At 68.7% G+C, this 24,298-nt stretch carries 27 protein-coding genes; 4 read left to right on the top strand and 23 right to left on the bottom strand.

Features of this window, described 5'->3' with window-relative positions; genetic code table 11:
- Positions 1–28: 28 nt before the first annotated feature.
- The 3 genes from ACIBH1_RS18545 to ACIBH1_RS18535 all read left to right on the top strand — a co-directional run bounded on the left by ACIBH1_RS18545 (position 29) and on the right by ACIBH1_RS18535 (position 3,429).
- Complete coding sequence (locus ACIBH1_RS18545; protein ID WP_397314988.1) at positions 29–1,501, top strand: aldehyde dehydrogenase family protein; 1,473 nt, start codon at positions 29–31, stop codon at positions 1,499–1,501.
- An 80-nt stretch (positions 1,502–1,581) separates the two neighbouring features.
- On the top strand, positions 1,582–2,196 hold the full coding sequence (locus ACIBH1_RS18540) for a TetR/AcrR family transcriptional regulator (protein ID WP_397314987.1): 615 nt from the start codon (positions 1,582–1,584) through the stop codon (positions 2,194–2,196).
- Positions 2,197–2,457: 261 nt separating this feature from the next.
- The gene (locus ACIBH1_RS18535) at positions 2,458–3,429 is read left to right on the top strand and encodes a hypothetical protein (RefSeq protein ID WP_397314986.1); all 972 of its coding nucleotides are present in this window, start codon (positions 2,458–2,460) and stop codon (positions 3,427–3,429) included.
- 89 nt (positions 3,430–3,518) lie between these two features.
- On the opposite strand, the gene ACIBH1_RS18530 is transcribed toward ACIBH1_RS18535, so the two are convergent.
- The 7 genes from ACIBH1_RS18530 to ACIBH1_RS18500 form a co-directional block, all read right to left on the bottom strand.
- Positions 3,519–3,836, bottom strand: coding sequence for an STAS domain-containing protein (locus ACIBH1_RS18530; RefSeq protein WP_397314985.1), 318 nt, complete (start codon positions 3,834–3,836; stop codon positions 3,519–3,521).
- A 61-nt stretch (positions 3,837–3,897) separates the two neighbouring features.
- Complete coding sequence (locus ACIBH1_RS18525; protein ID WP_397314984.1) at positions 3,898–5,016, bottom strand: sensor histidine kinase; 1,119 nt, start codon at positions 5,014–5,016, stop codon at positions 3,898–3,900.
- 9 nt (positions 5,017–5,025) lie between these two features.
- Positions 5,026–6,141: a sensor histidine kinase gene (locus tag ACIBH1_RS18520; protein ID WP_397314983.1), complete on the bottom strand. Its 1,116-nt coding sequence runs from the start codon at positions 6,139–6,141 to the stop codon at positions 5,026–5,028.
- The gene (locus tag ACIBH1_RS18515; protein WP_397314982.1) at positions 6,141–7,250 is read right to left on the bottom strand and encodes an ABC transporter permease; all 1,110 of its coding nucleotides are present in this window, start codon (positions 7,248–7,250) and stop codon (positions 6,141–6,143) included. Before ACIBH1_RS18515 ends, ACIBH1_RS18520 begins: the two co-directional genes overlap by 1 nt.
- Positions 7,247–8,125 carry an ABC transporter ATP-binding protein gene (locus ACIBH1_RS18510; protein WP_397314981.1) on the bottom strand — a complete coding sequence of 293 codons (879 nt, stop codon included), beginning with the start codon at positions 8,123–8,125 and terminating at the stop codon, positions 7,247–7,249. Before ACIBH1_RS18510 ends, ACIBH1_RS18515 begins: the two co-directional genes overlap by 4 nt.
- A gap of 14 nt (positions 8,126–8,139) precedes the next feature.
- Positions 8,140–8,871: an ABC transporter permease gene (locus ACIBH1_RS18505; protein ID WP_397314980.1), complete on the bottom strand. Its 732-nt coding sequence runs from the start codon at positions 8,869–8,871 to the stop codon at positions 8,140–8,142.
- Entirely contained in the window at positions 8,868–9,782 is a 915-nt protein-coding gene (locus tag ACIBH1_RS18500; RefSeq protein ID WP_397314979.1) for an ABC transporter ATP-binding protein, read from the bottom strand. Before ACIBH1_RS18500 ends, ACIBH1_RS18505 begins: the two co-directional genes overlap by 4 nt.
- Positions 9,783–9,884: 102 nt before the next feature.
- Between ACIBH1_RS18500 and ACIBH1_RS18495 the strand changes: the two genes are divergently transcribed.
- The gene (locus ACIBH1_RS18495) at positions 9,885–10,475 is read left to right on the top strand and encodes a cob(I)yrinic acid a,c-diamide adenosyltransferase (RefSeq protein ID WP_397314978.1); all 591 of its coding nucleotides are present in this window, start codon (positions 9,885–9,887) and stop codon (positions 10,473–10,475) included.
- On the opposite strand, the gene ACIBH1_RS18490 is transcribed toward ACIBH1_RS18495, so the two are convergent.
- The 16 genes from ACIBH1_RS18490 to ACIBH1_RS18415 form a co-directional block, all read right to left on the bottom strand.
- Positions 10,472–10,855 (bottom strand): DUF2550 domain-containing protein, encoded by a 384-nt coding sequence (locus ACIBH1_RS18490; RefSeq protein WP_397314977.1) that lies wholly within the window; start codon positions 10,853–10,855, stop codon positions 10,472–10,474. The two genes, ACIBH1_RS18495 and ACIBH1_RS18490, sit on opposite strands and share 4 nt — an antisense overlap.
- A 60-nt stretch (positions 10,856–10,915) precedes the next feature.
- A complete protein-coding gene (locus ACIBH1_RS18485; RefSeq protein ID WP_397314976.1) occupies positions 10,916–11,317 on the bottom strand; it encodes a F0F1 ATP synthase subunit epsilon in 402 nt (133 codons plus the stop codon).
- A 60-nt stretch (positions 11,318–11,377) separates the two neighbouring features.
- Positions 11,378–12,811, bottom strand: coding sequence for a F0F1 ATP synthase subunit beta (gene atpD / locus ACIBH1_RS18480; protein ID WP_397314975.1), 1,434 nt, complete (start codon positions 12,809–12,811; stop codon positions 11,378–11,380).
- Between the two features lie 2 nt (positions 12,812–12,813).
- Entirely contained in the window at positions 12,814–13,716 is a 903-nt protein-coding gene (locus ACIBH1_RS18475; RefSeq protein ID WP_397314974.1) for a F0F1 ATP synthase subunit gamma, read from the bottom strand.
- Between the two features lie 4 nt (positions 13,717–13,720).
- A complete protein-coding gene (atpA, locus tag ACIBH1_RS18470; RefSeq protein WP_397314973.1) occupies positions 13,721–15,367 on the bottom strand; it encodes a F0F1 ATP synthase subunit alpha in 1,647 nt (548 codons plus the stop codon).
- Between the two features lie 24 nt (positions 15,368–15,391).
- Complete coding sequence (locus tag ACIBH1_RS18465; protein ID WP_397314972.1) at positions 15,392–16,201, bottom strand: F0F1 ATP synthase subunit delta; 810 nt, start codon at positions 16,199–16,201, stop codon at positions 15,392–15,394.
- Entirely contained in the window at positions 16,201–16,752 is a 552-nt protein-coding gene (locus ACIBH1_RS18460; RefSeq protein WP_397314971.1) for a F0F1 ATP synthase subunit B, read from the bottom strand. The genes ACIBH1_RS18465 and ACIBH1_RS18460 overlap by 1 nt, the downstream gene beginning before the upstream one ends.
- A gap of 35 nt (positions 16,753–16,787) precedes the next feature.
- The gene (gene atpE, locus ACIBH1_RS18455) at positions 16,788–17,018 is read right to left on the bottom strand and encodes an ATP synthase F0 subunit C (protein ID WP_181611748.1); all 231 of its coding nucleotides are present in this window, start codon (positions 17,016–17,018) and stop codon (positions 16,788–16,790) included.
- A 69-nt stretch (positions 17,019–17,087) separates the two neighbouring features.
- Positions 17,088–17,882: a F0F1 ATP synthase subunit A gene (atpB, locus tag ACIBH1_RS18450; RefSeq protein ID WP_397314970.1), complete on the bottom strand. Its 795-nt coding sequence runs from the start codon at positions 17,880–17,882 to the stop codon at positions 17,088–17,090.
- Positions 17,883–17,931: 49 nt separating this feature from the next.
- The gene (locus tag ACIBH1_RS18445; RefSeq protein WP_181611746.1) at positions 17,932–18,147 is read right to left on the bottom strand and encodes an AtpZ/AtpI family protein; all 216 of its coding nucleotides are present in this window, start codon (positions 18,145–18,147) and stop codon (positions 17,932–17,934) included.
- A 66-nt stretch (positions 18,148–18,213) separates the two neighbouring features.
- Positions 18,214–18,621: a hypothetical protein gene (locus tag ACIBH1_RS18440; RefSeq protein ID WP_397314969.1), complete on the bottom strand. Its 408-nt coding sequence runs from the start codon at positions 18,619–18,621 to the stop codon at positions 18,214–18,216.
- Positions 18,622–18,754: 133 nt separating this feature from the next.
- Positions 18,755–19,975 (bottom strand): glycosyltransferase family 4 protein, encoded by a 1,221-nt coding sequence (locus tag ACIBH1_RS18435; protein WP_397314968.1) that lies wholly within the window; start codon positions 19,973–19,975, stop codon positions 18,755–18,757.
- Between the two features lie 59 nt (positions 19,976–20,034).
- The gene (glyA, locus tag ACIBH1_RS18430) at positions 20,035–21,300 is read right to left on the bottom strand and encodes a serine hydroxymethyltransferase (protein ID WP_397314967.1); all 1,266 of its coding nucleotides are present in this window, start codon (positions 21,298–21,300) and stop codon (positions 20,035–20,037) included.
- A gap of 26 nt (positions 21,301–21,326) precedes the next feature.
- Positions 21,327–21,704 (bottom strand): hypothetical protein, encoded by a 378-nt coding sequence (locus tag ACIBH1_RS18425; RefSeq protein WP_181611742.1) that lies wholly within the window; start codon positions 21,702–21,704, stop codon positions 21,327–21,329.
- A 250-nt stretch (positions 21,705–21,954) separates the two neighbouring features.
- Positions 21,955–23,589 carry a hypothetical protein gene (locus tag ACIBH1_RS18420; RefSeq protein WP_397314966.1) on the bottom strand — a complete coding sequence of 545 codons (1,635 nt, stop codon included), beginning with the start codon at positions 23,587–23,589 and terminating at the stop codon, positions 21,955–21,957.
- A gap of 60 nt (positions 23,590–23,649) precedes the next feature.
- Positions 23,650–24,294 carry an L-threonylcarbamoyladenylate synthase gene (locus ACIBH1_RS18415; protein ID WP_397314965.1) on the bottom strand — a complete coding sequence of 215 codons (645 nt, stop codon included), beginning with the start codon at positions 24,292–24,294 and terminating at the stop codon, positions 23,650–23,652.
- Between the last annotated feature and the right edge of the window lie 4 nt (positions 24,295–24,298).

Genomic DNA, 24,298 nt, shown 5'->3' with positions numbered 1-24,298 from the left:
CTGAGTTACAGGACTATCGTTACGAGTCATGACGACCCTGACGTTCGACTCCCTCAATCCCGCGACGGGACAGGTCGTGGGCAGCTATCCCAAGCAGGCCGCCGACGCGGTGCACGAGGCTGTGGGCAGGGCCGAGGAAGCGGCCCGCTGGTGGGCCGGCATCGGCCACCAGGAGCGCCGCCGCAGGCTCCTCGACTACAAGGCGGTCGTCACCAGGAACCTGCGCGAGCTGGCCCAGGTGGTGCACGACGAGACCGGCAAGCCGATCGCCGACGCGACGCTCGAGATCGTCCTGACGATCACCCACCTCGACTGGGCCGCGCGCAACGCGCACAAGGTCCTGCGCCCCCGCCGCGTCTCCACCGGCATGATCGGCATGAACATGGCCGCCACGCTGGAGTACCTGCCGCTCGGCGTCGTCGGCGTCATCGGGCCGTGGAACTACCCGGTCTTCACGCCGATGGGCTCTATCGCCTACGCGCTGGCCGCGGGCAACGCGGTCGTCTTCAAGCCCAGCGAGCTCACGCCGGGCGTGGGCGTCAAGCTGGCCGAGCTGTTCGCCGAGTCGGTGCCCGAGTATCCGGTCCTGCAGACCGTCACGGGCCTGGGCGAGACCGGCGCGGCTCTGGCGAAGGACCCCCGGGTCAAGAAGATCGCCTTCACCGGTTCCTACGCCACCGCCAAGCGGGTCATGGCCGCGTGCGCGGAGAACCTCACCCCGCTGGTCGCCGAGTGCGGCGGCAAGGACGCCTTCATCGTCGACGCCGACGCCGACCTCGACGCCGCGGCCGACGCGTGCCTGTGGGGCGCGATGTCCAACGCCGGGCAGACCTGCGTGGGCGTGGAACGTGTCTACGTGGTCGACCAGGTCTACGAGTCCTTCGTCGGCAAGCTCACCTCGCTGGCCAAGGAGGTGAAGGCCGGGGAGCACTACGGGCCGATCACGATGCCGGGGCAGCTCGACATCATCAAGCGCCACATCGACGACGCGGCCAAGACCGGCAAGACCCTGGTGGGCGGGCCGGATTCGGTGCGCGTGCCGTACGTCGAGCCCGTCATCATCGAGGACGTGCCCGAGGACTCTCCCGCGGTGCGCGAGGAGACCTTCGGCCCGACGATCACCGTACGGCGCACGCGCGACGCGCAGGAGGCGCTGGAGCTGGCCAACGCCAGCGCGTACGGCCTGGCGGGAACGATTTTCACCAAGAACTCCCGCAGGGCGATGGAGCTGGCGCGCCTCATGCGCAGCGGCATGACCGCGATCAACTCCGTCATCTCGTTCGCCGCGATCCCGTCGCTGCCCTTCGGCGGCGTGGGCGAGTCGGGCTTCGGGCGCATCCACGGGGCCGATGGCCTGCGGGAATTCGCCCGGCCCAAGGCCATCTCGCGCCAGCGCTTCGCCATGCCGGGCATGAACCTGACCACCTTCAAGAAGGGCGAGGCGGAGGTGGAACGGTTGATCAGGCTTGTCACGTTCCTCCACGGTCGCCGCAAAAGGTGATCTGTCCCATCTTTCCCAAATAAGATCATCCGTCCATAATTGTGGGTTCTGGGGGCTCACGATCATTTGGACGGGGTGCAATGAACCGGTCTTACCGGGGAATGTCGGCTGAGCAAAGACTGGCCGACAGACGCGAGCGGCTGATGGCGGCCGCTTACACGCTGTATGCCAAGCCTGGTTTTACGGCGACCACAATCGAGCGGCTCTGTGCGGAGGCGCGGATCTCCAACCGCGCCTTCTACGAGTGTTTCGGAGGCCGAGAGGAACTCCTGCGCGCCATCCACGAACAGTGCGTGGAAGAAAGCATGGCCGCCATCACCAAAGCCCTCCAGGACGCCCCGCAGACACTGGATGGACAAATAAAGTCCGGAATACGCGCATATATCGAGTTCACAACATCCGACTGGCGCCGCGCGCGCATCATGCACCTGGAAGTACGCAGGTCAGGCGACGTGCTCACGGCGTCGCGCCAGCGCGCCGTCGAGATGTTCGCCCGGCTCATCGAAGAGGCGACGATCGCCTACGAGCCCCCTCCGGCCAATCTGCACCTGCTCTCGCTGGCCATGGTCGGCGCGATTCAGGAGTTGCTCATCGAATGGGTCCTGGCGGATCCCGGCCCCTCGGTCGAGGAACTGGTTCAGGTCGCCCTGCTCGTGTTCAGAAGGTCATTCCGCACCGTTGATGACGGAGTGTGATTACATGACAAGGTGACTCGGGGGGTATTCACACCGCTTATCGGCATGTCACTCGCCTTGAGCGCGTGTGGTCAAGTCACCGCGGCGCCACTGTCGGAACGGCTCGGAATCACGGGCCGTTCCGTCGATTCCGCGAAAACACCGCAGGCGCCGCCTCCCGAAGCCAAGCCCACCGCTTCCGCCGCCGCGCCCACGCGGCCGGCGGTCGCGGCCGGCGGCGTTCACCGGAGCTGGTGCCCGGAGAGCGGCGGGACCACCGAGGTGTTCGAGCGCTGCCGGCTGCGCGACGGCGAGCGTCCGCCGCAGTTCGTCGTCATCTCCTTCGACGGCGCGGGCGTCGACGACCAGGGCTGGTTCCCGGTCTTCCGCGAGACCGCCGAGCGCAACGAGGCGTTCCTGACGTTCTTCCTGTCGGGCGTCTACCTGCTGCCGTCCGACCGCAAGGAGCTCTACCGCCCGCCAGGACGCCGCCCGGGCAGCTCCGACATCGGCTTCCAGCGGCCGGGCAGAATCGACGAGCAGGCCGAGGAGCTCTCCGCGGCCTACACCGCGGGCCACGAGATCGGCACCCACTTCAACGGCCACTTCTGCGGAGCCGACGGGGTCAGGAGCTGGTCGGCCGACGACTGGCGCAAGGAGATCGAGCAGTTCCACACCATCGTGGAGAACTGGCGGGCCAACTCCGGCCGCGACCACCGGCCCGACCTGCCCTTCCGCATCCGCGAGGTGGTCAGGGGCGGCCGCACACCCTGCCTGGAGGGCCGCCGCGAGGCGATGTTCAAGGCCTTCAAGCAGTACGGCTGGCGCTACGACGCCTCGGGCACCGGCACGGTCTCGTGGCCGCACCGGCGCGCGGGCCTGTGGCAGTTCCCGCTGCCCAGCATCCGCATACCCGGCAGCGGCCGCATGGTGCTGGCCATGGACTACAACTTCTTCGCCCTGCAGAGCGGCGCCAAGTCGGGACGACCGCACGAGTGGAACCGCTGGGAACGCCAGACCACGGGGGCCTACCTGCGCGCCATCGAGAACAGCCTCGACGGCGACCGCGCGCCGGTCTTCATCGGCAACCACTTCGAGAGCTGGAACGACGGCATCTACATGCGCGCCCTCATCACGGTGATGGACGAGGCGTGCCGCCGCGACGAGGTGCGCTGCGTCTCCTTCGAGCAGCTGGCCGACTGGCTCGACGCGCAGAGCCCGCAGACCCTGACCAGGCTCCGGCAGCAGATGTGAGGGGAGACAGGCGGCGGCTGATCGCCGCCTGTCTCGAATACGGGCAGGATTCCGGCGTACTCCCGAGAACCGCCGGACCCCTGGCCCCCTCAGGCCACCGCGGCCGCGGGCGCCTCCACCCGCAACACCCGATTCAGCCGGGTCACGGCCAGCACCCGCATGATCCTCGGCGGCACATTGCGGAGAACAAGGTGACGGTGCGCGCCAAGTGCGCGCCGATGCGTGCCCACCAGCACCCCGAGACCGGTGGCGTCGATCATCTCCAGCTCGGAGAGGTCGACCACCAGGTCTCCGTCGCCCGAATCGACCGCATGGTGCAGTCGCGGGCGTACTCCGGCGACGGTCCCCGCGTCGAGCCGAGGCCCGACCCTGACCACCTGTGCTCCCGGAGTCTTACGGACTCGCATGTCACCTCCTCGATCCAGACATAGACCATTTAGCGTGATCAAACATGCCTGCCCAGGTGAACTACCCGATCGTCGCCGACCTACTCCAGGGCACGACGACTCCGACGACGAAGTGGCCCCCGGCCTCTGGGCCAGCCCGAAACTCACCACGGAGAGTAGTGACACGCTCGGCCAGCCCGGTCAACCCGGTGCCGTTCCCCGCCCCCGCCTCACCGGCTCCGTCGTTGCGCATCAGGAGTTCCAGCTCGCCTTCGCGCACGTCGAAGGTGATAGCCACGGTGGTCGCGCCGCTGTGCCTGAGCACGTTGGTGGTGCCCTCCCTGGCCACCCAGGCCAGGAGCGTGGCCACCTCGGCGGGCAGGTCGCGGGGCGGCTCGTCGACCGAGCAGGCGATGCCCGCCGCCTCGAGCGTCTGACGCATGGCGCGCAGCTCGGCGGCCAGATCGACGCTGCGGTAACCCTGGACCGCCGAGCGGATCTCCCCGAGTGCCTGCTTGGCCAGGGTGCGCACCTCGGCCATCTCGTTCCCGGCCCGCTCCTGGTCACGCCCGGCCAGCTTCACCGCCAGCTCGCTCTTGACCGCGATGACCGAGAGGCTGTGGCCGACCAGGTCGTGCAGGTCGCGGGAGAAGCGCAGCCGCTCCTCGGCCACCGCCAGCGCCGCCTGAGCCTTCTTGCCCGCCTCGGCCTGCTGGATGATCTTCCAGAACCACAGTTGGAGCCGGTTGGCCCACGGGATGCCGAAGCAGAGCGTCACATAGGTGAAGGCCGTGCCGGAGTCCGTCCCCAGCGTCAGCACGAGGTAGCCGCCGGCGACGGCCGCGCAGACCAGCATCCCCGGCCACGGGCTCATGACCAGCACCGCCGCCGAGGCCCAGATCGGCCCGAGCAGCGCCCACAGGCGGGGCTCGCCGCCCACATCCATCAAGGCGACCAGCGCCAGCGCGATCACTCCGGCCGCCGCCAGGTCCACCCACCGCCGACCGCCGGCCACCGCGGCCCGGCTGATGCGGACGTAGAACACGCTGAACGCCACCATCGCGGCGATCGCGCCCGCCGCCCGCCAGGCTCCGACGGGGTGCTCGATCAGGCCTCGCACCGCTCCCGTCCAGGCGAGCGCCACGCCCATCGTCAGCGCCCAGACGGTCGCCATGCGCGGGACGTTGCCGCGTAAGATCACGAGCGCACGTTAGCCGAGGGGGACACTCGCGACAAGAAGGAACTCACCGCCGGCCGGGCGGGCGGTGAGCTTGCCCCCGATGGCCTCCAGCCGCTCGGTCAGTCCGCTCAGGCCGCTGCCCAGGTCCTCGGCCGCGCGCCGTACGATCCCGTCGTTGCGCACCTCCAGCACCGCCTCCTCGCCGGTGAAGCGCACGGTGATGTCGCACTGCGTGGCCCGGCTGTGCTTGAGCACGTTCGTGGCCGCCTCGCGCACCACGTAGGCGAAGACCGGCGCCGCGACATCCGGCACGTCCCGGTACGGCAGGTGCAGCTCGCACCGCACCCCCGCCGCCTCCAGCACGCTGCGCACGCTGGTCAGCTCGGCGTTGAGATCCAGCTCGCGGTAGCCGCGCACGGCCTCGCGCAGCTCCCTCAGCGCCTTCCTGGTCAGCCCGTGGACCTCGGTGAGCTCGTCGGCCGCCTCGGCGCGGCCGGCCCGCGTGAGCCGTACGGCCAGCTCGGTCTTCACGGCGATGGCCGACAGCTGGTGTCCGACCAGGTCGTGCAGGTCACGGGCGAAACGCAGGCGCTCCTCCGCGACCGCCAGCCGCGCCCTGGCCTCCTTGCCCTCCTCGGCCTGGATGGCCAGGGTGTAGATCCAGACCCACAGCCGGTTCGAACTGGGCACGCTGAGCAGCAGCACGATGACGATGACCAGCTGGACCGCCACCGGCGCGAGGTCGAATGTGATCACGAACGGCAACATCGCGCCCCAGGCCGCGCCGACCACAGCGCTCATGATCGCCGACGTACGCTTGCTGACGTTGACCACGGCCACCGACAGCCACGCGACCAGGGCGAACCCGCACCCGAACGGCTCGAACCCGCCCGCGACCGCGATGAAGACCGCCAGGCCGCCGGCGACGGCGACCTGGCGGGCCGGATAGGCGCGGTCCAGCAGGACCTTGAGAATGCCCAGATAGGAACGGCTGAAGGCGATCAGCCCGATCAGCACAAGCACGCCGCGCCACCAGATCGGCTCGGGTGTGGCGAAGAAGGCGGCGATCGCGCATCCCCACGTCATCCACAACGCCAGGCCGAGCATGTGCCAGGTGGCACGACGTGCCTTGCCGAACTCTCCCATCAACGACTGCGCAGCACTTCGGTGAACTTCAGCCGGGCTCCGGTGCGCAGGACGGCGCGCTCGTAGACGCGGGCGCCCACGGCCGCGATGCCCGCGACGGCGGCCATCATGATCAGCATGGCCAGGCCCACCTCCCACAGCGGCACCTCCGCCGCGGCCATGCGGACCGGCATGACCATCGAGGAGAACGGCGGGATCAGCGACATGACGGTCGACAGCGTGCTCGACGGGTCGCCGGTGGCGTAGATCGAGACACCGTAGGTGACCATCACGGTGAGCATCATCGGGCCGAGCACGTTGCCCACCTCCTCCTGGCGCGAGACCAGCGACGCCAGCGACGCCGAGTAGGTGGCGAAGAAGGCGTAGCCCAGGAGGAACCAGATCATCGTGCCCGCGATGATGCCCGCCATGCCGGGCGGGAAGTTCTCGGCGAAGCCTGAGGCCACCGCCGCGCCGATGCCGACGACCAGGACCACGGCCAAGTTGATCAGCCCGATCACGCCGAGCCCGACCACCTTCCCGACGAGCAGCTGCCAGGGCCGGAGCGAGGCGAGCAGGATCTCGACGATCCGGCTGCCCTTCTCCTCGACGACGCCCATCGCCACCATCGAGACCGACTGGATGACCAGGCCGAACAGCACGATGACCAGCAGGAACGCGATGCCTCTGCGCGCGTCCTCGTAGCGGGTGTCGGCGCCGACCGACTCCATGGCCAGCGGCGGCACGTTCACCCCGGCCGCGCCCAGCTTCACCTCCCGGTTGACGCTCTGCATCAGCACGCCGAGCTCGGTCTCGATCTGACCGTCCGTGAGCACCGTCGTGCCGTCGACCAGCGCGGCGTCCAGGTCGCCGTCGAGCACGGCCTTGGTGGCGGCGGCGCGGTCCTGGAAGGTCTTGAAGGTGAACTCCGCCTCGGGCAGCGCCTGCTTCAGCGGCAGCTCCTGGGAGTTGACCAGGCCGATCGTGTACTTGTCCGGTCCGTCGAAGAACTTGGGCAGGAAGGCCACCACGCCGACCACGACGGCGGTGACGATCAGGCCGATGATGAAGGACCTGGTCCTGACCGTCGTGACGATCTCGCGCCGCGCTACCAACCACACCGCGCTCATGCCACGGCCTCCTTGAAGATCTCGGTGAGAGAGGCCCGCTCGAAGCCGAAGTGCTCGACGTGGCCCGACTTGACGGCCCGGCGAAGGATCTCCTGGTCGTCGCCCCCGCTGGTGACCAGGACGTGCCGGTCGTCCTGCACGGTCAGCTCGCCGGGCAGGCCGTCGGCCCAGCCCGGCGCGGCGCCCCGCACGACGACCTTCAGGGCCCGGCCGGCCGCGGCCTGCAGGGTCTCGACGCTCCCGGTGGCGACCATGCGCCCGGCCGAGATGATGCCGACCGCGTCGCACAGCCGCTCGACGAGCTCCAGCTGGTGGCTGGAGAACAGCACGGGCACGCCGCCCCTGGCCCGCTCCTGCAGCACCGTCGAGAGGGCCTCGACCGCGATCGGGTCGAGCCCGGAGAAGGGCTCGTCGAGGATGAGCAGCTCGGGGTCGTGCACCAGGGCCACGGCGAGCTGCACGCGCTGCTGGTTGCCCAGCGACAGCGCCTCGACCGCGTCGTTCCTGCGCTCGGTCAGGGTCAGGCGCTCCAGCAGGTCGTCGGTGGCCGTGCGGGCGGCCGTGGAGCTCATTCCGTGCAGCTGGCCGAAGTACTCGATCTGCTCGGCGACGCGCATCTTCTGGTAGAGGCCGCGCTCCTCGGGCATGTAGCCGATCCGCTTGCGCGTGTCGGCGTCGAGCGGCCGGCCCTGCCAGCTCACCTGGCCGGCGTCCGAGAGCAGCACGCCCATGACGATCCGCATCGTGGTGGTCTTGCCGGCTCCGTTGGCTCCGACGAAGCCGTACAGCTCGCCGGGCCGTACCTCGAAGCCCACGCCGTCGAGCGCGACCTTGCCACCAGGGAACTGCTTGCGCAGTCCGGTTATCTCCAGCATCAGGGGAATCCTTCTCAGTTGTGCCGGGGGTCCCAGCGGAAGAACAGCTTGACGAGCAGCGCGCCGACGGCCACCCAGCCGAGCAGCGTGGCGACGTAAACCGACATTTCGCCCAAGGATGCACCGTAGTAGCCCGCCCGCATCAACTCCATCACCGGGGTGACCGGCAGGACGCGGGCGACGATCTCCAGTGCGGTGGGCATCTGCTCCAGGGGCCAGGCCAGCGGCGCGGCGAACATCAGGACGATCAGCACCGGCATCGGGGTCAGCTGCGCCATCTCGGCGCTCGGCGTGATGCCCGAGAAGGCCGCGGCCAGCAGGGCGAAGACGGCCACTCCGAGCAGGCCGCCGACGATCATCGGGACCGGATTGCTGGGCAGGGTGCCCGCGTAGCGGTCGGTCAGCACGATCAGCAGCGCGACCTGGAGGACGAAGACCGCCAGGGCGCCGAGACCGGCCCCGCCGAAGATGGCCGCCGCCGAGCTCTGGCCGCCGCGCAGCCGCTTGAGAACCAGCTCCTCACGGCGGGCGGTGAAGGTGTTGACCAGGTTCAGGAAGGCCGTGAAGATCAGCAGGATGCCCGGCATCCCGGACAGCACGAACGTCGGGTCCTCCGTCATCTGCAGATACAGGAAGCCGAACAGCAGCGGCAGGACCATCACGTTGAACAGCGCGACGTAGTTGCGGCCCAGCAGCTTCAGATCGGTCCTGGCCAGCCGTACGGCGTGCAGAGCGTCGGTCTTCACTTCGCCTCCTTGGCGACACGCAGGAAAACATCGTCGAGAGTGCCGGGGCGCACTTCCAGGCGCTCCAGGTCCACCTGGTGCTTGTCGGCCCAGTCGAGCAGCTCGCGCATCGCGGCGTGGGCGCTGCCGTACACCTTGTAGGCCGCCCTGCCGCCGGCGATCGACGGCTCCTGGCCCTCGATGGCCGGCAGCAGCTCGTGCCGGTCGGGCAGGCGGAAGCTGAGCTGGTCGCCGCTGGTGGCCACGACCTCGTCGACCGTGCCGTCGATGCGGATCACGCCTTCGTGCATGATCGCCAGCCGGTCGGCCAGGCGCTCGGCCTCCTCCAGGTAGTGGGTGGTCAGCAGGATCGTCGTCCCGGCCTCCCGCAACGAGCGCACGATCTCCCAGGTCCGCTGCCGCGCCTCGGGGTCCATACCGGTGGTCGGCTCGTCGAGGAAGAGCACCTCGGGCAGGCTCAGGATGGCCAGCGCCAGGTCCAGGCGGCGCTTCTGGCCGCCCGACAGCTGCTTCACCCTGACCTTGGCCTTGCTCGTCAGCTCCACCAGCTCGATCGGGTTGCCCGTCAGCGGCTCGCGGCCGGCGTCCTTGGCCATGCCGCGCCACAGCTCGATCGTCTCGGCCACGGTCAGGTCGCCGAGGAAACCCGCCTCCTGGAGCATGATCGACATGCGGGGGCGCAGCTGCTTGCGCTCCTTGACCGGATCGAGGCCGAGCACCCGCACGCTCCCGCCGGAGGGCTTGGAGTAGCCCGCGAGCACCTCCATCGTGGTGGTCTTGCCCGCGCCGTTGGTGCCCAGCAACGCGAACAGCTCGCCCTGCCGTACGTCGAAGGTGATGCCGCGCACGGCCTCGAAGTCGCCGTACGACTGCCGCAGGCCCGTCACGTCGATCGCTGTCGTCATGTCCATCATGCTCCTGCAGGACGGGTTGCCCCAGGTAGTCGCCGGAATCACCGGCCGGGCATGGATCTTGCGTCCGACTCGGATGACATTTGTCATTAGGGTGGGCTCATGACCCGAGCCGACAAGGACAAGCCCGTCGTCCTCTCCCGCATCTACACCCGCACCGGCGACGACGGCACCACGGGCCTGAGCGACATGAGCCGCGTGTCGAAGAACGACGTACGGCTCGCGGCCTACGCCGACGTCGAGGAGGCCAACGCGCACATCGGCATCGCCCTGGCCTTCGGCACCCTGTCCCCCGCGATCGCCGAAGTGCTCGAACGGGTGCAGAACGAACTGTTCGACGTGGGCGCCGACCTGGCCACACCGGTCGTGGAGAATCCGGAGTTCGCCCCGCTGCGGGTGGAGCCGTCCTACATCGAGTGGATCGAGGGCCGGTGCGATGCCTTCAACGCCGATCTGAAGCCGCTGCGCAGCTTCATCCTGCCCGGCGGCGACGCCGCCACCGCGCAGCTGCACCTGGCCAGGGTGACCGTACGACGGGCCGAACGCACCACCTGGGCGGCGCTGCAGACCCACGACGACGTCAACCCGCTGACCGCGAAATACCTCAACCGGCTGTCGGACCTGCTGTTCATCCTGTGCCGCGTCGCCCACGACGGCACGGAGATCCTCTGGAAGCCCGGCGGCACCCGCTAGGACACGTCGAGATAGGCGCCGGGAGGGGCCGACTCCAGCCAGGCCAGGAAGCCGGTGAGCGCGTCGTGGCTCATGGCCAGTGAGACCTCGCCCCGGTCCGACACGCAGTCGATCGCCCACAGGCCGTCGTCGAGCTGGCGGCGGCCGGAAACGACGAGGCCGCGCCTCGCGATCGCGTGACGCGGCCTCAGTCGTACACCCAGGAGCGGGGTCCAGTGGAGCTCACCGGCGACGTAGCGGGCTACTCCCCTGCGCCAGCCGTGCCCCTTGACCTGCAGGCGGCAGGGCAGCGTGCCCCTGGCCAGCATGATGGCGCGAAAGACCAGAAAGGCGGCGAGCAGCAGCACACACGAAATCGTGATCGTCAGTGCCGCCGTCATCGCCGCCCTCTCGGTTGAGTCGTCAGACCTCTTCAGTTGTCCGGCCCGGCCGAGCGAAGGTCAGCTGTCCTCGCCCGCGGCCCGGAGCCGGGCCTGGGCACGCTTGACCTCGATCGCCGCGTCGGCGTCGTCCTGGTTGGCCTCGATCGAGGCCTGGGCCCGCGTCAAGGCGTCACGCGCGGCCGCCACGTCGACCTCGGAGCCGAGCTCGGCGACCTCGGCCAGAACGGAGACCTCGTTGTCGGCCACGGAGATGAATCCACCGTGGACCGCCGCCACCAGATCGGCCTCACCCTCGCGCTTGACCTTGAGGATGCCGCCCTCGACCAGCACGCCGAGAACGGGTGCGTGTCGAGGAAGGATACCGATCTCGCCCTCGACGGTCTTGGCAATCACCATGTCGGCCTCGCCCGACCAGATCTCACGCTCCGGTGAGACGACACCTACTCGTAGCTTCGCCACTGTCGTAGGTTCCTTTCCTGATCATTGAGGTGCCGGACGGATCCGGCACCTCAGCGCAGCCTACTTGGACAGCTCGCGAGCCTTGGCCTCGGCCTGCTCGATGCCGCCGACCATGAAGAACGCCTGCTCGGGCAGGTGGTCGTACTTGCCCTCGCACAGGCCCTTGAACGAGGCGATCGTCTCGTCCAGCGGCACGAACTCACCCGGCTGGCCGGTGAACGCCTCGGCGGCGTACATCGGGTGCGACAGGAAGCGCTCGATGCGGCGGGCCCGGTTGACGGTGACCTTGTCCTCTTCGGACAGTTCGTCGATACCGAGGATCGCGATGATGTCCTGGAGCTCGCGGTACTTCTGGAGGATCCGCTTGGTCTCCTGGGCCACCGCGTAGTGCTCCTCGCCGACGATGGTCGGGTCGAGGATACGCGAGGAGGAGTCGAGCGGGTCCACCGCCGGGTAGATGCCCTTCTCGGAGATCGGACGGGACAGAACCGTCTGAGCGTCGAGGTGGGCGAAGGCGTTGTGCGGCGCCGGGTCGGTGATGTCGTCCGCGGGCACGTAGATCGCCTGCATCGAGGTGATCGAGTGGCCACGCGTCGAGGTGATGCGCTCCTGGAGCACACCCATCTCGTCGGCCAGCGTGGGCTGGTAACCCACGGCGGACGGCATACGGCCGAGGAGGGTGGAGACCTCGGAACCGGCCTGGGTGAAGCGGAAGATGTTGTCGATGAAGAGGAGCACGTCCTGCTTCTGCACATCGCGGAAGTACTCCGCCATGGTCAGGGCGGACAGCGCCACGCGCAGACGGGTGCCCGGCGGCTCGTCCATCTGGCCGAAGACGAGGGCGGTGTCCTTGAGAACGCCGGCCTCCTCCATCTCCAGCCAGAGGTCGTTGCCCTCACGGGTACGCTCGCCGACGCCCGCGAAGCACGAGGTTCCGGAGAACTTCAGCGCGACTCGGCGGATCATCTCCTGGATCAGAACGGTCTTGCCGACACCGGCGCCACCGAACAGACCGATCTTGCCACCCTTCACGTACGGGGTGAGCAGGTCGATGACCTTGATGCCGGTGGGCAGCATCTCGGTGCGCGACTCGAGCTGGTCGAAGGCCGGGCTCGGGCGGTGGATGCCCCACTTCTCGGTGACCTGGAGGGAGGCGGTCGGCACGTCGAGCGACTCGCCGAGCGCGTTCCACACGTGGCCCTTGACGACGTCGCCGACGGGCACCGAGATCGGCGCGCCGGAGTCGGTCACGGCGGCGCCGCGGACCAGGCCGTCGGTGGGCTGCATCGAGATGGCGCGGACCAGGTTGTCACCCAGGTGCTGCGCGACCTCGAGGGTCAGCTTCTTGGTCTCGTCGCCGAGGACGACTTCGACGTTCAGGGCGTTGTAGATGTCGGGCATCGCCTCGACGGGGAATTCCACGTCGACGACGGGGCCCGTGACACGCGCGACGCGGCCGGTGCCGGTCGTGGTCTCTACGGTCTCAGCAGTCATTTTCACTCTTTCCCCGCTGCGGCGTCAGCCAGCGCGTTCGCGCCACCGACGATCTCGCTGATTTCCTGGGTGATCTCGGCCTGGCGAGCCTTGTTCATCTCCTGGGTGAAGACCCGGACGAGCTCGTTGGCGTTGTCGGTCGCCGACTTCATGGCCCGGCGACGAGCGGCGTGCTCGGATGCGGCCGACTGGAGCAGCGCGCTGAAGATGCGCGACTCCACGTAGCGCGGCAGCAGCGTGTTGAGCACCTCGTCGGCCGTCGGCTCGAACTCGTAGTACGGCGGAATCGCGACGGACTCCGACGGCTCGGTCTCCTCGATCTCCAGCGGAAGCACGCGCTTGATGACGACGTTCTGCGTCAGCATCGAGACGAACTCCGTCGAGACGATGTGGATCTCGTCGATGCCGTTGTCGTCCTTGAAGGACTCGATCAGCGTTTCGGCGATCTCCTTGGCGTTGCGGTAGGAGGGGTTGTCGGAGAACCCGTCCCACTGCCCGCCCATCTCCCGCCCGCGGAAGGAGTGCCAGGTGATGCCCTTGCGGCCCACCACGAACGGCACCGTCTCCAGCCCGCGCTCGTTGAGGTGACCCCGGAGGGCCTCCGCCTCGCGCAGCAGGTTGGCGTTGAAGCCGCCGCAGAAACCGCGGTCGCTGGTGATGATGAGCACGCCGGCCTTGGAGGGGTTCTCCTTGGCCACGGTCAGCGGATGGTCGACGCTCACGGTGTTGCTGACGACGCCGGTGACGGCGCGAGTGATCTCACGCTCGTACGGCAGCGCCGCCGCCATCCGCTGCTGCGCCTTCACGATCCGCGAAGAGGCGATGAGCTCCTGGGCCTTGGTGATCTTGGCGGTCGACTTGACCGACTTGATCCGCCGCCTCAGCAGTCTGAGTTGGGCTCCCATCGGCCTAGCTCTCCGCCTTGCGGACGACCTTCTGGATCTTCTCCTGGCCGACCTCGTCCTTGTCGAGCGGAGCAACCGGCTCGTCCTGGACCAGCAGCTCACCCGACGAGGTGGTGAAGCCCTTCTTGAACTCGGTGATGGCGCCCTTGAGCGCGGTCACCGTGTCGTCGGAGAGCTCACGGGTCTCACGGATGGTGTCGAAGATGCCCTTGTGACCGCTGTTGACGTAGTCGAGGAACTCCGACTCGAAGCGACGGATGTCGCTGACCGGAACCTCGTCCAGCTCACCGGTCGTGCCCGCCCACACCGAGACGACCTCGCGCTCCAGGGAGAACGGGGAGTACTGCGGCTGCTTGAGCAGCTCGACCAGACGCTGTCCACGCTCCAGCTGAGCCTTGGAGGCGGCGTCGAGGTCGGAGGCGAAGGAGGCGAAGGCCTCCAGGTCGCGGTACTGCGACAGGGCCAGACGGAGCGTGCCCGCCACCTTGCGCATCGCCTTGGCCTGCGCGGAACCACCGACTCGGGAGACGGAGATACCGACGTTGATGGCGGGGCGCACACCGGCGTTGAACAGGTCGGTCTCGAGGAAGACCTGGCCGTCGGTGATGGAGATGACGTTGGTCGGGATGAACGCCGAGACGTCGTTGCCCTTGGTCTCGATGATCGGCAGACCCGTCATCGAACCGGCGCCCATGTCGTCGGAGAGCTTCGCGCAACGCTCCAGGAGGCGGGAGTGCAAGTAGAAGACGTCGCCGGGGAAGGCCTCACGGCCCGGCGGGCGACGCAGCAGCAGGGACACGGCGCGGTAGGCGTCGGCCTGCTTGGTCAGGTCGTCGAAGACGATCAGGACGTGCTTGCCCTGGTACATCCAGTGCTGGCCGATGGCCGAGCCGGTGTAGGGGGCGAGGTACTTGTAACCCGCGGCGTCGGAGGCCGGAGCGGCGACGATGGTGGTGTACTCCATCGCGCCCGCCTCCTCCAGGCGGCCACGGACCTGCGCGATCGTCGAGCCCTTCTGGCCGACGGCGACGTAGACGCAGCGAACCTGCTTGCTCGGGTCGCCCGACAGCCAGTTCTCGCGCTGGTTGAGGATCGTGTCCACGGCGATGGCGGTCTTGCCCGTGCCACGGTCGCCGATGATCAGCTGGCGCTGACCACGGCCGATCGCGGTCATGGCGTCGATCGCCTTGATGCCGGTGGCGAGGGACTCCTTCACCGGCTGGCGCTGCACGACCGAGGGGGCCTGCAGCTCGAGCGCGCGAAGGCCCTCGGACTCGATCGCACCCTTGCCGTCGAGCGGGTTGCCGAGGGGGTCGACCACGCGGCCGAGGAAGTTGTCGCCGACGGGCACGGACAGGACCTCGCCCGTCCGGCGGACCGTCTGGCCCTCCTCGATCTTGCTGAAGTCGCCCAGGATAACGACACCGATCTCGCGCGTGTCGAGGTTCAGCGCCAGACCACGCGTGCCGTCCTCGAACTCGAGCAGCTCGTTGGCCATCGCCGAGGGAAGGCCGGAGACGTGGGCGATACCGTCGCCACAGTCGACGACGGTCCCGATCTCCTCGCGCGCGGCGCCTTCCGGTTCGTACGCCTGGACGAAGCGCTCAAGCGCGTCCCGGATCTCATCCGGCCGGATCGTAAGCTCCGCCATCTCTCTTTCGTCTCCTCAATCGCCTTAGCCGGCCAACCGGCGGCGGACTTCTTCGATACGACCCACGATCGTGGTGTCGATGATCTCGTCGCCTACGCGGACCGAGAATCCACCGATCACTCGCGGGTCCACCTCAACGTTCAGGTGCACGTCACGACCGTAGGAGTTGCGCAGCCACGCAGCGAGACGCTGCTTCTGCGCATCGGTGAGCTCGACCGCGCTGCGCACCACCGCGACGAGTCGCTGGCGCTGCTGGGCCACGAGCTGACCGATCTCCTCCAGCCCTGTTTCCAGGCTACGCCCGCGCGGGTGCACGGCGGCCTGGGTGATGAGCCGCAGGCTGGACGGGGCGACCTTGCCGCCGAGCAGGTTCTGCAGGAGCTCCTGCTTGCCCTGGACGGGAGCGGCCTGGTCGGCCAGCGCCCGACGCAGCTCGGGGTTGGCGGCCACGATGCGGCTGAAGCGGAAGAGCTCGTCCTCCACCTCGTCGATGCGGCCCGTCGACTCGGCCTCAGCGGCCGAGGCCACCACGCTGTAACGCTCGAGCGCGGCGGTCATGTCGCTCGCCTTCGACCACTTGGCCTCGGCGGCTGCCACGGTGGTCTCCACCGCGGCGTCGCTGACCTTGCCGCCGAGCAGGGCGCGGACGGTCTGAGCCTTCTGCTCGGCCGGGCGCGCCGGGTCCGACAGCGCACGGCGCAGGCCGTGCTCGCGGTCCAGCAGGTCCACGACCGCGTCGAGGTCGTCGGCCAGCCGGCCGAGGTCGGCCGAGCCGGCGACGGCGTTGAAGCGCTCTTCGACCGTGGCCAGGGAAGCTCTGCTCAGACCGCGCATCAGCGCACCGCCGGGGCCGAGCCCTCGAGCTCGTCGAGGAAGCGGTCGATGGTGCGGCGCTGACGGGCCTCGTCCTCGAGGGACTCGCCCACGATGCGGCCGGCCAGGTCGGTCGACAGGCGGCCGATCTCGGTGCGCAGCTGGGAGAACGCCTGCTGGCGGTCCGCCTCGATCTGCGCGTGCGCCGCGTCGATGATGCGACGGGCCTCGGTCTGCGCCTCCTCACGGAGCTCGGCCTTCAGCTGCGCGGCCTGCTCGCGAGCCTCCTCACGCAGGCGCGCGGCCTCCGTGCGGGCCTCGTTCAGCTGCTCGCGGTACTGCTGCTGCAGAGCCGCGGCCTCGGCCTGTGCCTTCTCGGCCTTGAGGATGCCGCCCTCGATGGCCTCGGTGCGCTCCTGAAGGGTCTTCTGGATGCGCGGGGTGAGGACCTTGATGAGGAAGAAGGCGACGACGGCGAACGCGAAGCTGCCGATGACGAGCTCGTAGGTGTGCGGCATGAGGGGGTTGTAGGCCCCCTCCTCCGCGGCGAGGAGCTTAGCTGCCAGTGTCATGAATGCAGCCTTTCGTCAGGTTCGTCGGTGATCGGTCAGACGCCGGCGAGAATGAAGGGCGCGACCAGACCGATCAGGGCAAGGGCCTCGGTGAGAACGAAGCCGAGGAGCATGTTCTGACGGATCAGACCGTAGGCCTCGGGGTTGCGGGCGATGGCCTGCACACCCTGACCGAAGATGATGCCGACGCCGATGCCGGGGCCGATGGCGGCAAGGCCGTAACCGATGGCGGTGACGTTGCCGGAGACCTCAGCGAGAACGCTCATTGCGGTGATTCCTTTTCTGGTAGGCCGGTCGATCGTCTTTCAACCGGTCTGGACACTTATTCGGGTGGTCTAGTGCTCGGCGTGCAGTGCGCCGCCGATGTACATGGCGGCGAGCATCGCGAACAGGTACGCCTGCAGGAACTGGATCAGCAGTTCCAGGGCGGTGAACACGATCGTCATGACGACGCCGAGCACGCCCACGGCTGCGCCGAGGGGCGTGAGCTTCTCGAACAGGAACCAGAAGCCCACCATGCTGAAGAAGGCCAGGAGCATGTGGCCGGCGAACATGTTCGCGAACAGTCGCACCATGTGCGTGAACGGCGCGAGAATCATGTTCGAAGCGAACTCAAGCGGAGCAAGCAGGACGTACATGCCCTTCGGGATGCCCGGAGGGAACATCATGTTCTTGAAGTAGCCGATGCCACCCTGGTGCTTGACACCCAGGAAGATCTTGATCACGTAGACCGTGAGGGCCAGCACCGCCGGGAAGGCGATGTGGGAGGCGACCGGGAACTGGATGAAGGGGATGACTCCCATGAGGTTCCAGACCCAGATCATGAAGAACATGCTGAGCAGCAGGCCCATCCAGCGGTCGGCGTCCTTGCCCAGGAAGGGCCGGGCCACCTGGTCGCGAACGAACATGTAGCCGATCTCGCCGACGTTCTGGATGCCGCGCGGAACCAGCTTCGGCTTGGCGAAAGCGCTCCAGCAGAACACGATCACGATGATGGACGTGAGCACCGCCAGGATGACCGGCTTGGTGAGCCAGTAAATGCCGCCGATGGGAGGCAGCTCGAACAGCTCTTGCGGTGTCGGAGGCGTGAACTTGTCCGGGTCGGAGGCGAGGAGCGTCAGCGCATTCACGCGGCGTTCCCTTCGAGGTGGTAGGTGGTCACAAGGGTGTAGCCCTGAGCTAGCGACCGTACTTCCGGTAGAACAGATACACGGAGAGGACGACCCCCAGAACAACGCCTATGGGGAAGAGCGCGGACGTGCCCAGCCAACGGTCCAGCAACCAGCCGAGTCCGCCGTAGATCGCTATTCCAGAGAGAACGTAGCTGGGAGCTGACCACGCGGCGTCGGCGAAGTCGCGACCGTCGTCTTCCGGTCTGCGTTCCTGTTCGCTCATCGCGCGCCCGACGATAGCAGGGAGGAGAAGGACTAGTCATATCGGGCCCCGTCACTTTACCCGCGCTCATGACTTTCCCGCGTCGGGATCGACGTAGAGCGTCTTCGTCTTGACGAAGGCACGGACTTCCGCCGCCGTCCACACGACGGTGCAGACCACGACGGCCCAGGCGAAGGCCTTGGGGTTCCAGGCGGTGGTGTCGCCGAACGCTCGTAGCACGATCATCAGGACGACGACCTTGACCAGGTAGCTCCCCATCGCCGCCATGGCCATGACCTGCGGCGAGATGCGCGAGGCGAAGGACACGGCTACCACGCTGATGCTGAAGAAGACCCCGACCAGCAGGGTGCCGAGGATCGCGCCGAGCGCGCCCTTGCCCCCCGCCATCAGGAAGGCCACTACGACCGCGACCGCTCCCACTGCGAGAGTGGGCAGCGCGGCGCTTTTCAGAACGCGCACGTCGTTGGCCTGCATGTGGTCTCCAGAAACAGTTGTCAAGCGAGCGGTTGCTTCCCTATGGGCTTGGGAACCCCTGCTCGTGAAAGATATCACAAGCTCTGGGATGACCGCTTTTACCTGCCGTTTCTAGTTTTCGATCAAGGCCGGATCACCGCAGCGCGGTGGACTCTGCCCTGATGGGAGGCATCGGACCCGTCGGCGGGCCCCCGTCGTCCTCCTCCGGGGAGACCCGGCGTCGCCAGCGCGGACCGCGGGGCGCGTGGTGCGAACCCTTGCTCCGCCATCGGGGCGCGGCCATGAGGATGAGCACCCCCACCGCGAGCACGATGATCAGCGGGAAGAAGATGACCGGGACGCCCAGGACCGACATGCCCGTCAGGCCGAACGCGAACAGGAAGGTCCAGGCGTAGAGGATCAGCACCGAGCGGCGGTGCGAGTGGCCCAGGTCCATCAGCAGGTGATGCAGGTGGCCGCGGTCGGGCGCGAACGGCGACATGCCGCGCGAGGTGCGCCGCACGACCGCGGTGACCAGGTCGATCAGCGGCAGCACCAGCACCGACAGCGGGATCAGCAGCGGGATCAGCGCGCCGAACTTGTTGACGTCGACGATCAGCTCGGGATCGGCGGCCGACGTGACCGTGATCAGCGACGAACCCAGCACCAGGCCGAGCAGCATCGCCCCGGTGTCGCCCATGAAGATGCGCGCCGGATGGAAGTTGTGCGGCAGGAAGCCGAGACACACGCCGATGAGGATGGCCATGACGGCGGCCGTCACGTTGATGCGGTTGTCCTCGAGCACCTGGTCGAGCCGGATGGAGTAGGCCCAGGTGGCCATGGCCGAGATGCAGACGATGCCGGAGGCCAGGCCGTCGAGCCCGTCGACGAAGTTGACCGCGTTGATGATCACCACGATCACCAGGATCGTGATCACCGCGCTGGACAGGTCGTCGAGGAAGAGCGGAGGTCCCCAGTCACGCGGCAGCGGGATGTAGGTCAGCCGCATGCCGTTGTAGACCAGCACGCCGGCCGCCGCGATCTGCCCGCCCATCTTGATGAACGGGTCCATCCCCCACCAGTCGTCGAGGAACCCGGTGAAGGTGATGATGCCGCCCGCCACGATCAGCGCCACCACGGTGTTGCTGGAGGCCAGCACCGGGCCGGTGTGGGGCAGTTCGTGGGTGGTGAGCAGGGCGGCGACCAGCCCGCCGTACATCGCCAGGCCCCCGAGCCGCGGGGTCGGCGTGGTGTGGACGTCGCGGTCGCGAACCTCCGGCATGGCGCCGATGCGGATGGCGAACCTGCGGACCAACGGGACCAACAGGAAGGTCACCACCGCCGCGACAAGCGCCATGTAGAGGTATTCGCGCACGAACCCAAGTCTCCCGGATGCTCCGGCCTGCTGTGACCGGAAAAGGACACAGACTCAGCTTATAAATCGCTGGGATACGGCTGGTGGATGGCTACGATACTGGAAACCCTCGCACGTGTGACATTAGTGCTTTCCCGATTACGGACGGCCCGCGCGACGAGCGAGCCCACCTCTTTGAGCTCTTCAGGACCCATACCCTGCGTCGTCGCACAGGGCGTGCCGACCCGGATGCCCGAGGTGATCGTCGGGGGTTCCGGATCGTACGGAATCACGTTCCTGTTGAGGGTTATACCCACCTCCGCGCACCGCCGCTCAGCCTCCGCCCCGGTCACTCCCGACCCTCGCAGGTCGATCAACGCCAGATGGGTGTCGGTACCCCCGGCGACCGGTCGCATGCCTTCGGCTGCCAATGTGTCGCACAACGCCTGGGCGTTCACCACGACTTTCCTGGCATAACTCGCGAACTCCGGTTGAAGGGCCTCGCCGAAGGCCACCGCTTTCGCCGCGATGGTGTGCATCTGGGGGCCGTCCTGGACAAACGGGAAAACCGCCCGGTCAATACGTCCGGCCAGCTCAGCCGTACAGACGATGCCCCCGCCCCGCGGACCGCGCAACGCCTTGTGCGTGGTGAAGGTGACGACGTCCGCGTACGGCACGGCGGACGGGATCGCGCCCCCGGCCATCAACCCGATCGTGTGCGCCACGTCCGCCAGCAACCAGGCGCCCACCTCGTCGGCGATGCCGCGGAACACCGAGAAGTCGATCAGGCGGGGATAGGCCGTCGCGCCACACACGATGACTTTGGGACGGTGGCGGATCGCCAGGTCACGGACCTCGTCGTAGTCGATGAGCTCGCTGTCGCGCCGCACGCCGTACGAGACGACGTCGAACCAGCGGCCGGAGAAGTTCACCCGCGAACCGTGGGTCAGGTGGCCGCCGTGGGCCAGATCCATCGCCAGCATCGTGTCGCCCGGCTGCAGCAACGCGGCGTAGGCGGCCAGGTTGGCGCTGGTGCCCGAGTGGGGCTGCACGTTGGCGTGCTCGGCGTCCAGGAGCTGCCTGGCTCGCTGGATGGCCAGGTACTCCACCTTGTCGACGACCTCGCAGCCGCCGTAGTAGCGCCTGCCCGGGTAGCCCTCGGCGTACTTGTTGGTCAGCGTGGACCCCAGCGCGGCCAGCACGGCCGGGCTGGTGAAATTCTCGCTGGCGATCAGCTGGATGCCGCCGCGCACGCGGGCGAGCTCGTCCAGCAGGACCCTGGCGACGTCGGGGTCCTGGCTCTGGAGGCGACCGAAGTCGGGCCCATAGAAGGGAGTCTCTCCCACTTCATCACTTTATGCCCGGCTTCAGGTCAGGAGAAGGCACGCGGCGTCGCCGAGGCGGCGGGGATCCAGCGCGGCGTGTCGGCCGCCTGGTCGCTGATCGCCGTCAGGACCGCCTGGCGGTACAGGCGCAGCCGGGTGCGCCACTCGCCGATGTCCTCGACGTAACGGGCACCCACCGGGGCGTCCCACGTCTGAGGGCTGCGCGCCATCTGATAGGCCTTGTCGAGACTGCCCGTGAGGGTTTCCAGCATGGGCAGGACGCTCTGCCACAGGGTGACCAGGCGCTGGTAGTCGGGATTGAACTGCCAGGCCTGCGGCTGGCCTTCCAGAGCCCCGGCGGTGCCCGCCGTGGGCGGGGTCTCCCCGGGGCGCTGCGGCTGGGGGGCGGGCGGGTCGGCGTACATGCGGGATGTTCTCCTTCGGGGCGAGAGGACTTGGGAGCGGCTACGCGCCGTAGCTACAGGCGGTCGGGCCGGGGCCGTTGCTACGGGCGGTCGGCCCGTGGCCGTGGCTCCGGGCGTCGGGCCGGGGCCGTGGCTCCGGGCGGCGGGCCGGGGCCGTGGCCGTGGCTTTCGGGCGGCGGGCCGGGGCCGTGGCCGTGGCTTTCGGGCTACGAGCCGTGGCCCCCGGATGCTTCGGCTCACCGGGCGCGGGTCAGGCCGGGGCGCCCGGGTCGACCGAGCCCGGCGGGCCGTCGGGCTCGATGTCCTCCGGCGCCCACTCGCCCTTGCCCCACTCCCCCTTGGGCACCTCCACGCTCGGCATCTCCATCGGCGGGATCTCGGAGCTCTTCTCGATCAGCTCCTTCAACTCCGCCGGAGTGAGCCGGTCGGCCTCCACCGACACGACGTCGCTGCCGTCGTTGGCCCACTGCTGCACGTCGCCGTTGCTGCCACCCGCGAGCGGCCCCAGCAGCGCCGGGTCGCCACCCGTCGCGATGGGCAGCACCTGAACCGGCGACCCGGCCACCGCCGGCTCGGCCTGCCCGGGGCTCCCGTCGAGCGTCGGCGTCCCCTGCGAGTCGACCGGCGTGCCCTGAGCGGCAACCGGGGTGCCCTGGGCGGCGTCGCCCGCCGTCGGGGTGCCCTGGGCGGCGTCGCCCGCCGTCGGGGTGCCCTGGGCGGCGTCGCCCGCCGTCGGGGTGCCGTGGGCGGTGTCGCCGGTGGGTGGCGTGCTCTGCGGGCTGTCGCCGCCCGCCGTCGTGCTCTGCGTCGCGGGGCCGCCCGGATCCACCGACCCAGGAGGCCCGTCGGGCTTGATGTTCTCCGGCGCCCAGTCGCCCTTGCCCCATTCCCCCTTGGGCACCTCCACGCTCGGCATCTCCATCGGCGGGATCTCGGAGCTCTTCTCGATCAGCTCCTTCAACTCCGCCGGAGTGAGCCGATTGGCCTCCACCGACACGACGTCGCTGCCGTCGTTGGCCCACTTCTTCACGTCGCCGTCGTCGGCGGGCTGCACCTGGGGGCCCTGCTCCTGCCCCGGCATGTCGACGGGCTGGACCTGGTCCATCTTGGCCAGCAGGTCCTCGATCTCCTTGGCCGTCGGCTGGTCCACCGGGACCTGCAGCACCTTCACGCCGTCGATCTCGACGACCTGGGGCTTGCCGATGGCCAGGTCGTCGGGGTGGTCCTTGGCCGGGGTGTCGTCGCGGGTGGCCGGAGGATCGGCCGCCTGGGTGTCGGTGCCGTCCTTCGCGGTGTCCGGGCCGGGGGTCGCGTCAGGCTTCTCCTGCACCGGCTTGCCGTCGTCGGCGGGCTTGGTGGCGTCGGGCTTGTCCTCGTCGGGCTTCGACGCCTCGGGCTTGGAGTCCTCCGGCTGGGAGTCTTCCGGTTTGGAGTCTTCCGGCTTGTCCCCGGCCGGCTTCGACGCTTCCGGCTTGTCGTCGGCCGGCTTCGACGCTTCCGGTTTGTCGTCGTCAGCCGGCTTCGACGCCTCGGGCTTGTCGTCATCGGCCGGCTTGGACGCCTCCGGCTTCCCATCGTCAGCCGGCTTCGACGCCTCCGGCTTGTCGTCGGCGGGTGTGGTCGACTCGCCTCCCGAGACAGGCGTCGAGCTCCCCGTGTCCTCGCGCTTCTCCAGCAGCTCCAACCGGGCCGTCACGTCGCGCGCCATCTCGTCGCACGAGTCGGCCACCTGCCCGGGTCTCTGCCCGGCCTGCACTGCCAGCCCCGCCCCGCCGGTCAGCTGCGAGATCCTGCCCTCGATCTGGCGCATCTGCACGGCCGCGTGCCGTACCTCCGCCAGCAGCTCGCGCACCAGCTTGGGGTCCATGCCGTCGAATTTCGCCACCCACACACGGTAGGTCGGCGGCCACTGATCACACCGGCGGGATAAGCAGAAGGTATCGACTCACGCGTCGGTGGCGACGTAGCCGACGATGCCGCGCAGCTTCTCCACCGGGATGGCGCCCTTCCTGAGCAGGCGCGGGATGGCCGTGGTCAGGTCGATGATGGTCGAGGGCACGTCGTCGGCGCAGGGGCCGCCGTCGAGGTAGACGGCGACGGAGTCGCCCAGCTGCTCCTCGGCGTTGGCGGCGGTGGTGGCGGCCGGGGCGCCGGAGCGGTTGGCGCTGGAGACGGCCATGGGGCCGGTCTCCTTGAGCAGGTCGAGCGCGACCGGGTGCAGCGGCATGCGGATGGCGACGGTGCCCTTGGTGTCGCCCAGGTCCCACGACAGGGCGCGGTTGGCCTTGACGACGATGGTGAGCGGTCCCGGCCAGAAGGCGTCGATGAGGTCCTGGCCGTACGGGCCCATCTCCTCGACCAGGGCGGTGGCGGCGCGCACGGTGCCGACCAGGACGGGCGGCGGCATCTCGCGGCCGCGGCCCTTGGCGTCGAGGAGCGAGGCGACGGCCGCGTGGACGAAGGCGTCGGCGCCGATGCCGTAGACCGTGTCGGTGGGCATCACGACGAGTTCGCCACGCCGTACGGCTGCCGCGGCCTCGAGGATGCCGGCCGCCCGCTGATCGGGATCTGAACAGTCGAAAACCGCCATGACG

Source organism: Nonomuraea sp. NPDC050663, assembly GCF_044456985.1.
Lineage (GTDB): Bacteria > Actinomycetota > Actinomycetes > Streptosporangiales > Streptosporangiaceae > Nonomuraea.
Note: the sequence above shows the minus strand (reverse complement) of the source record. Positions and strands in the feature narration are given on the sequence as shown.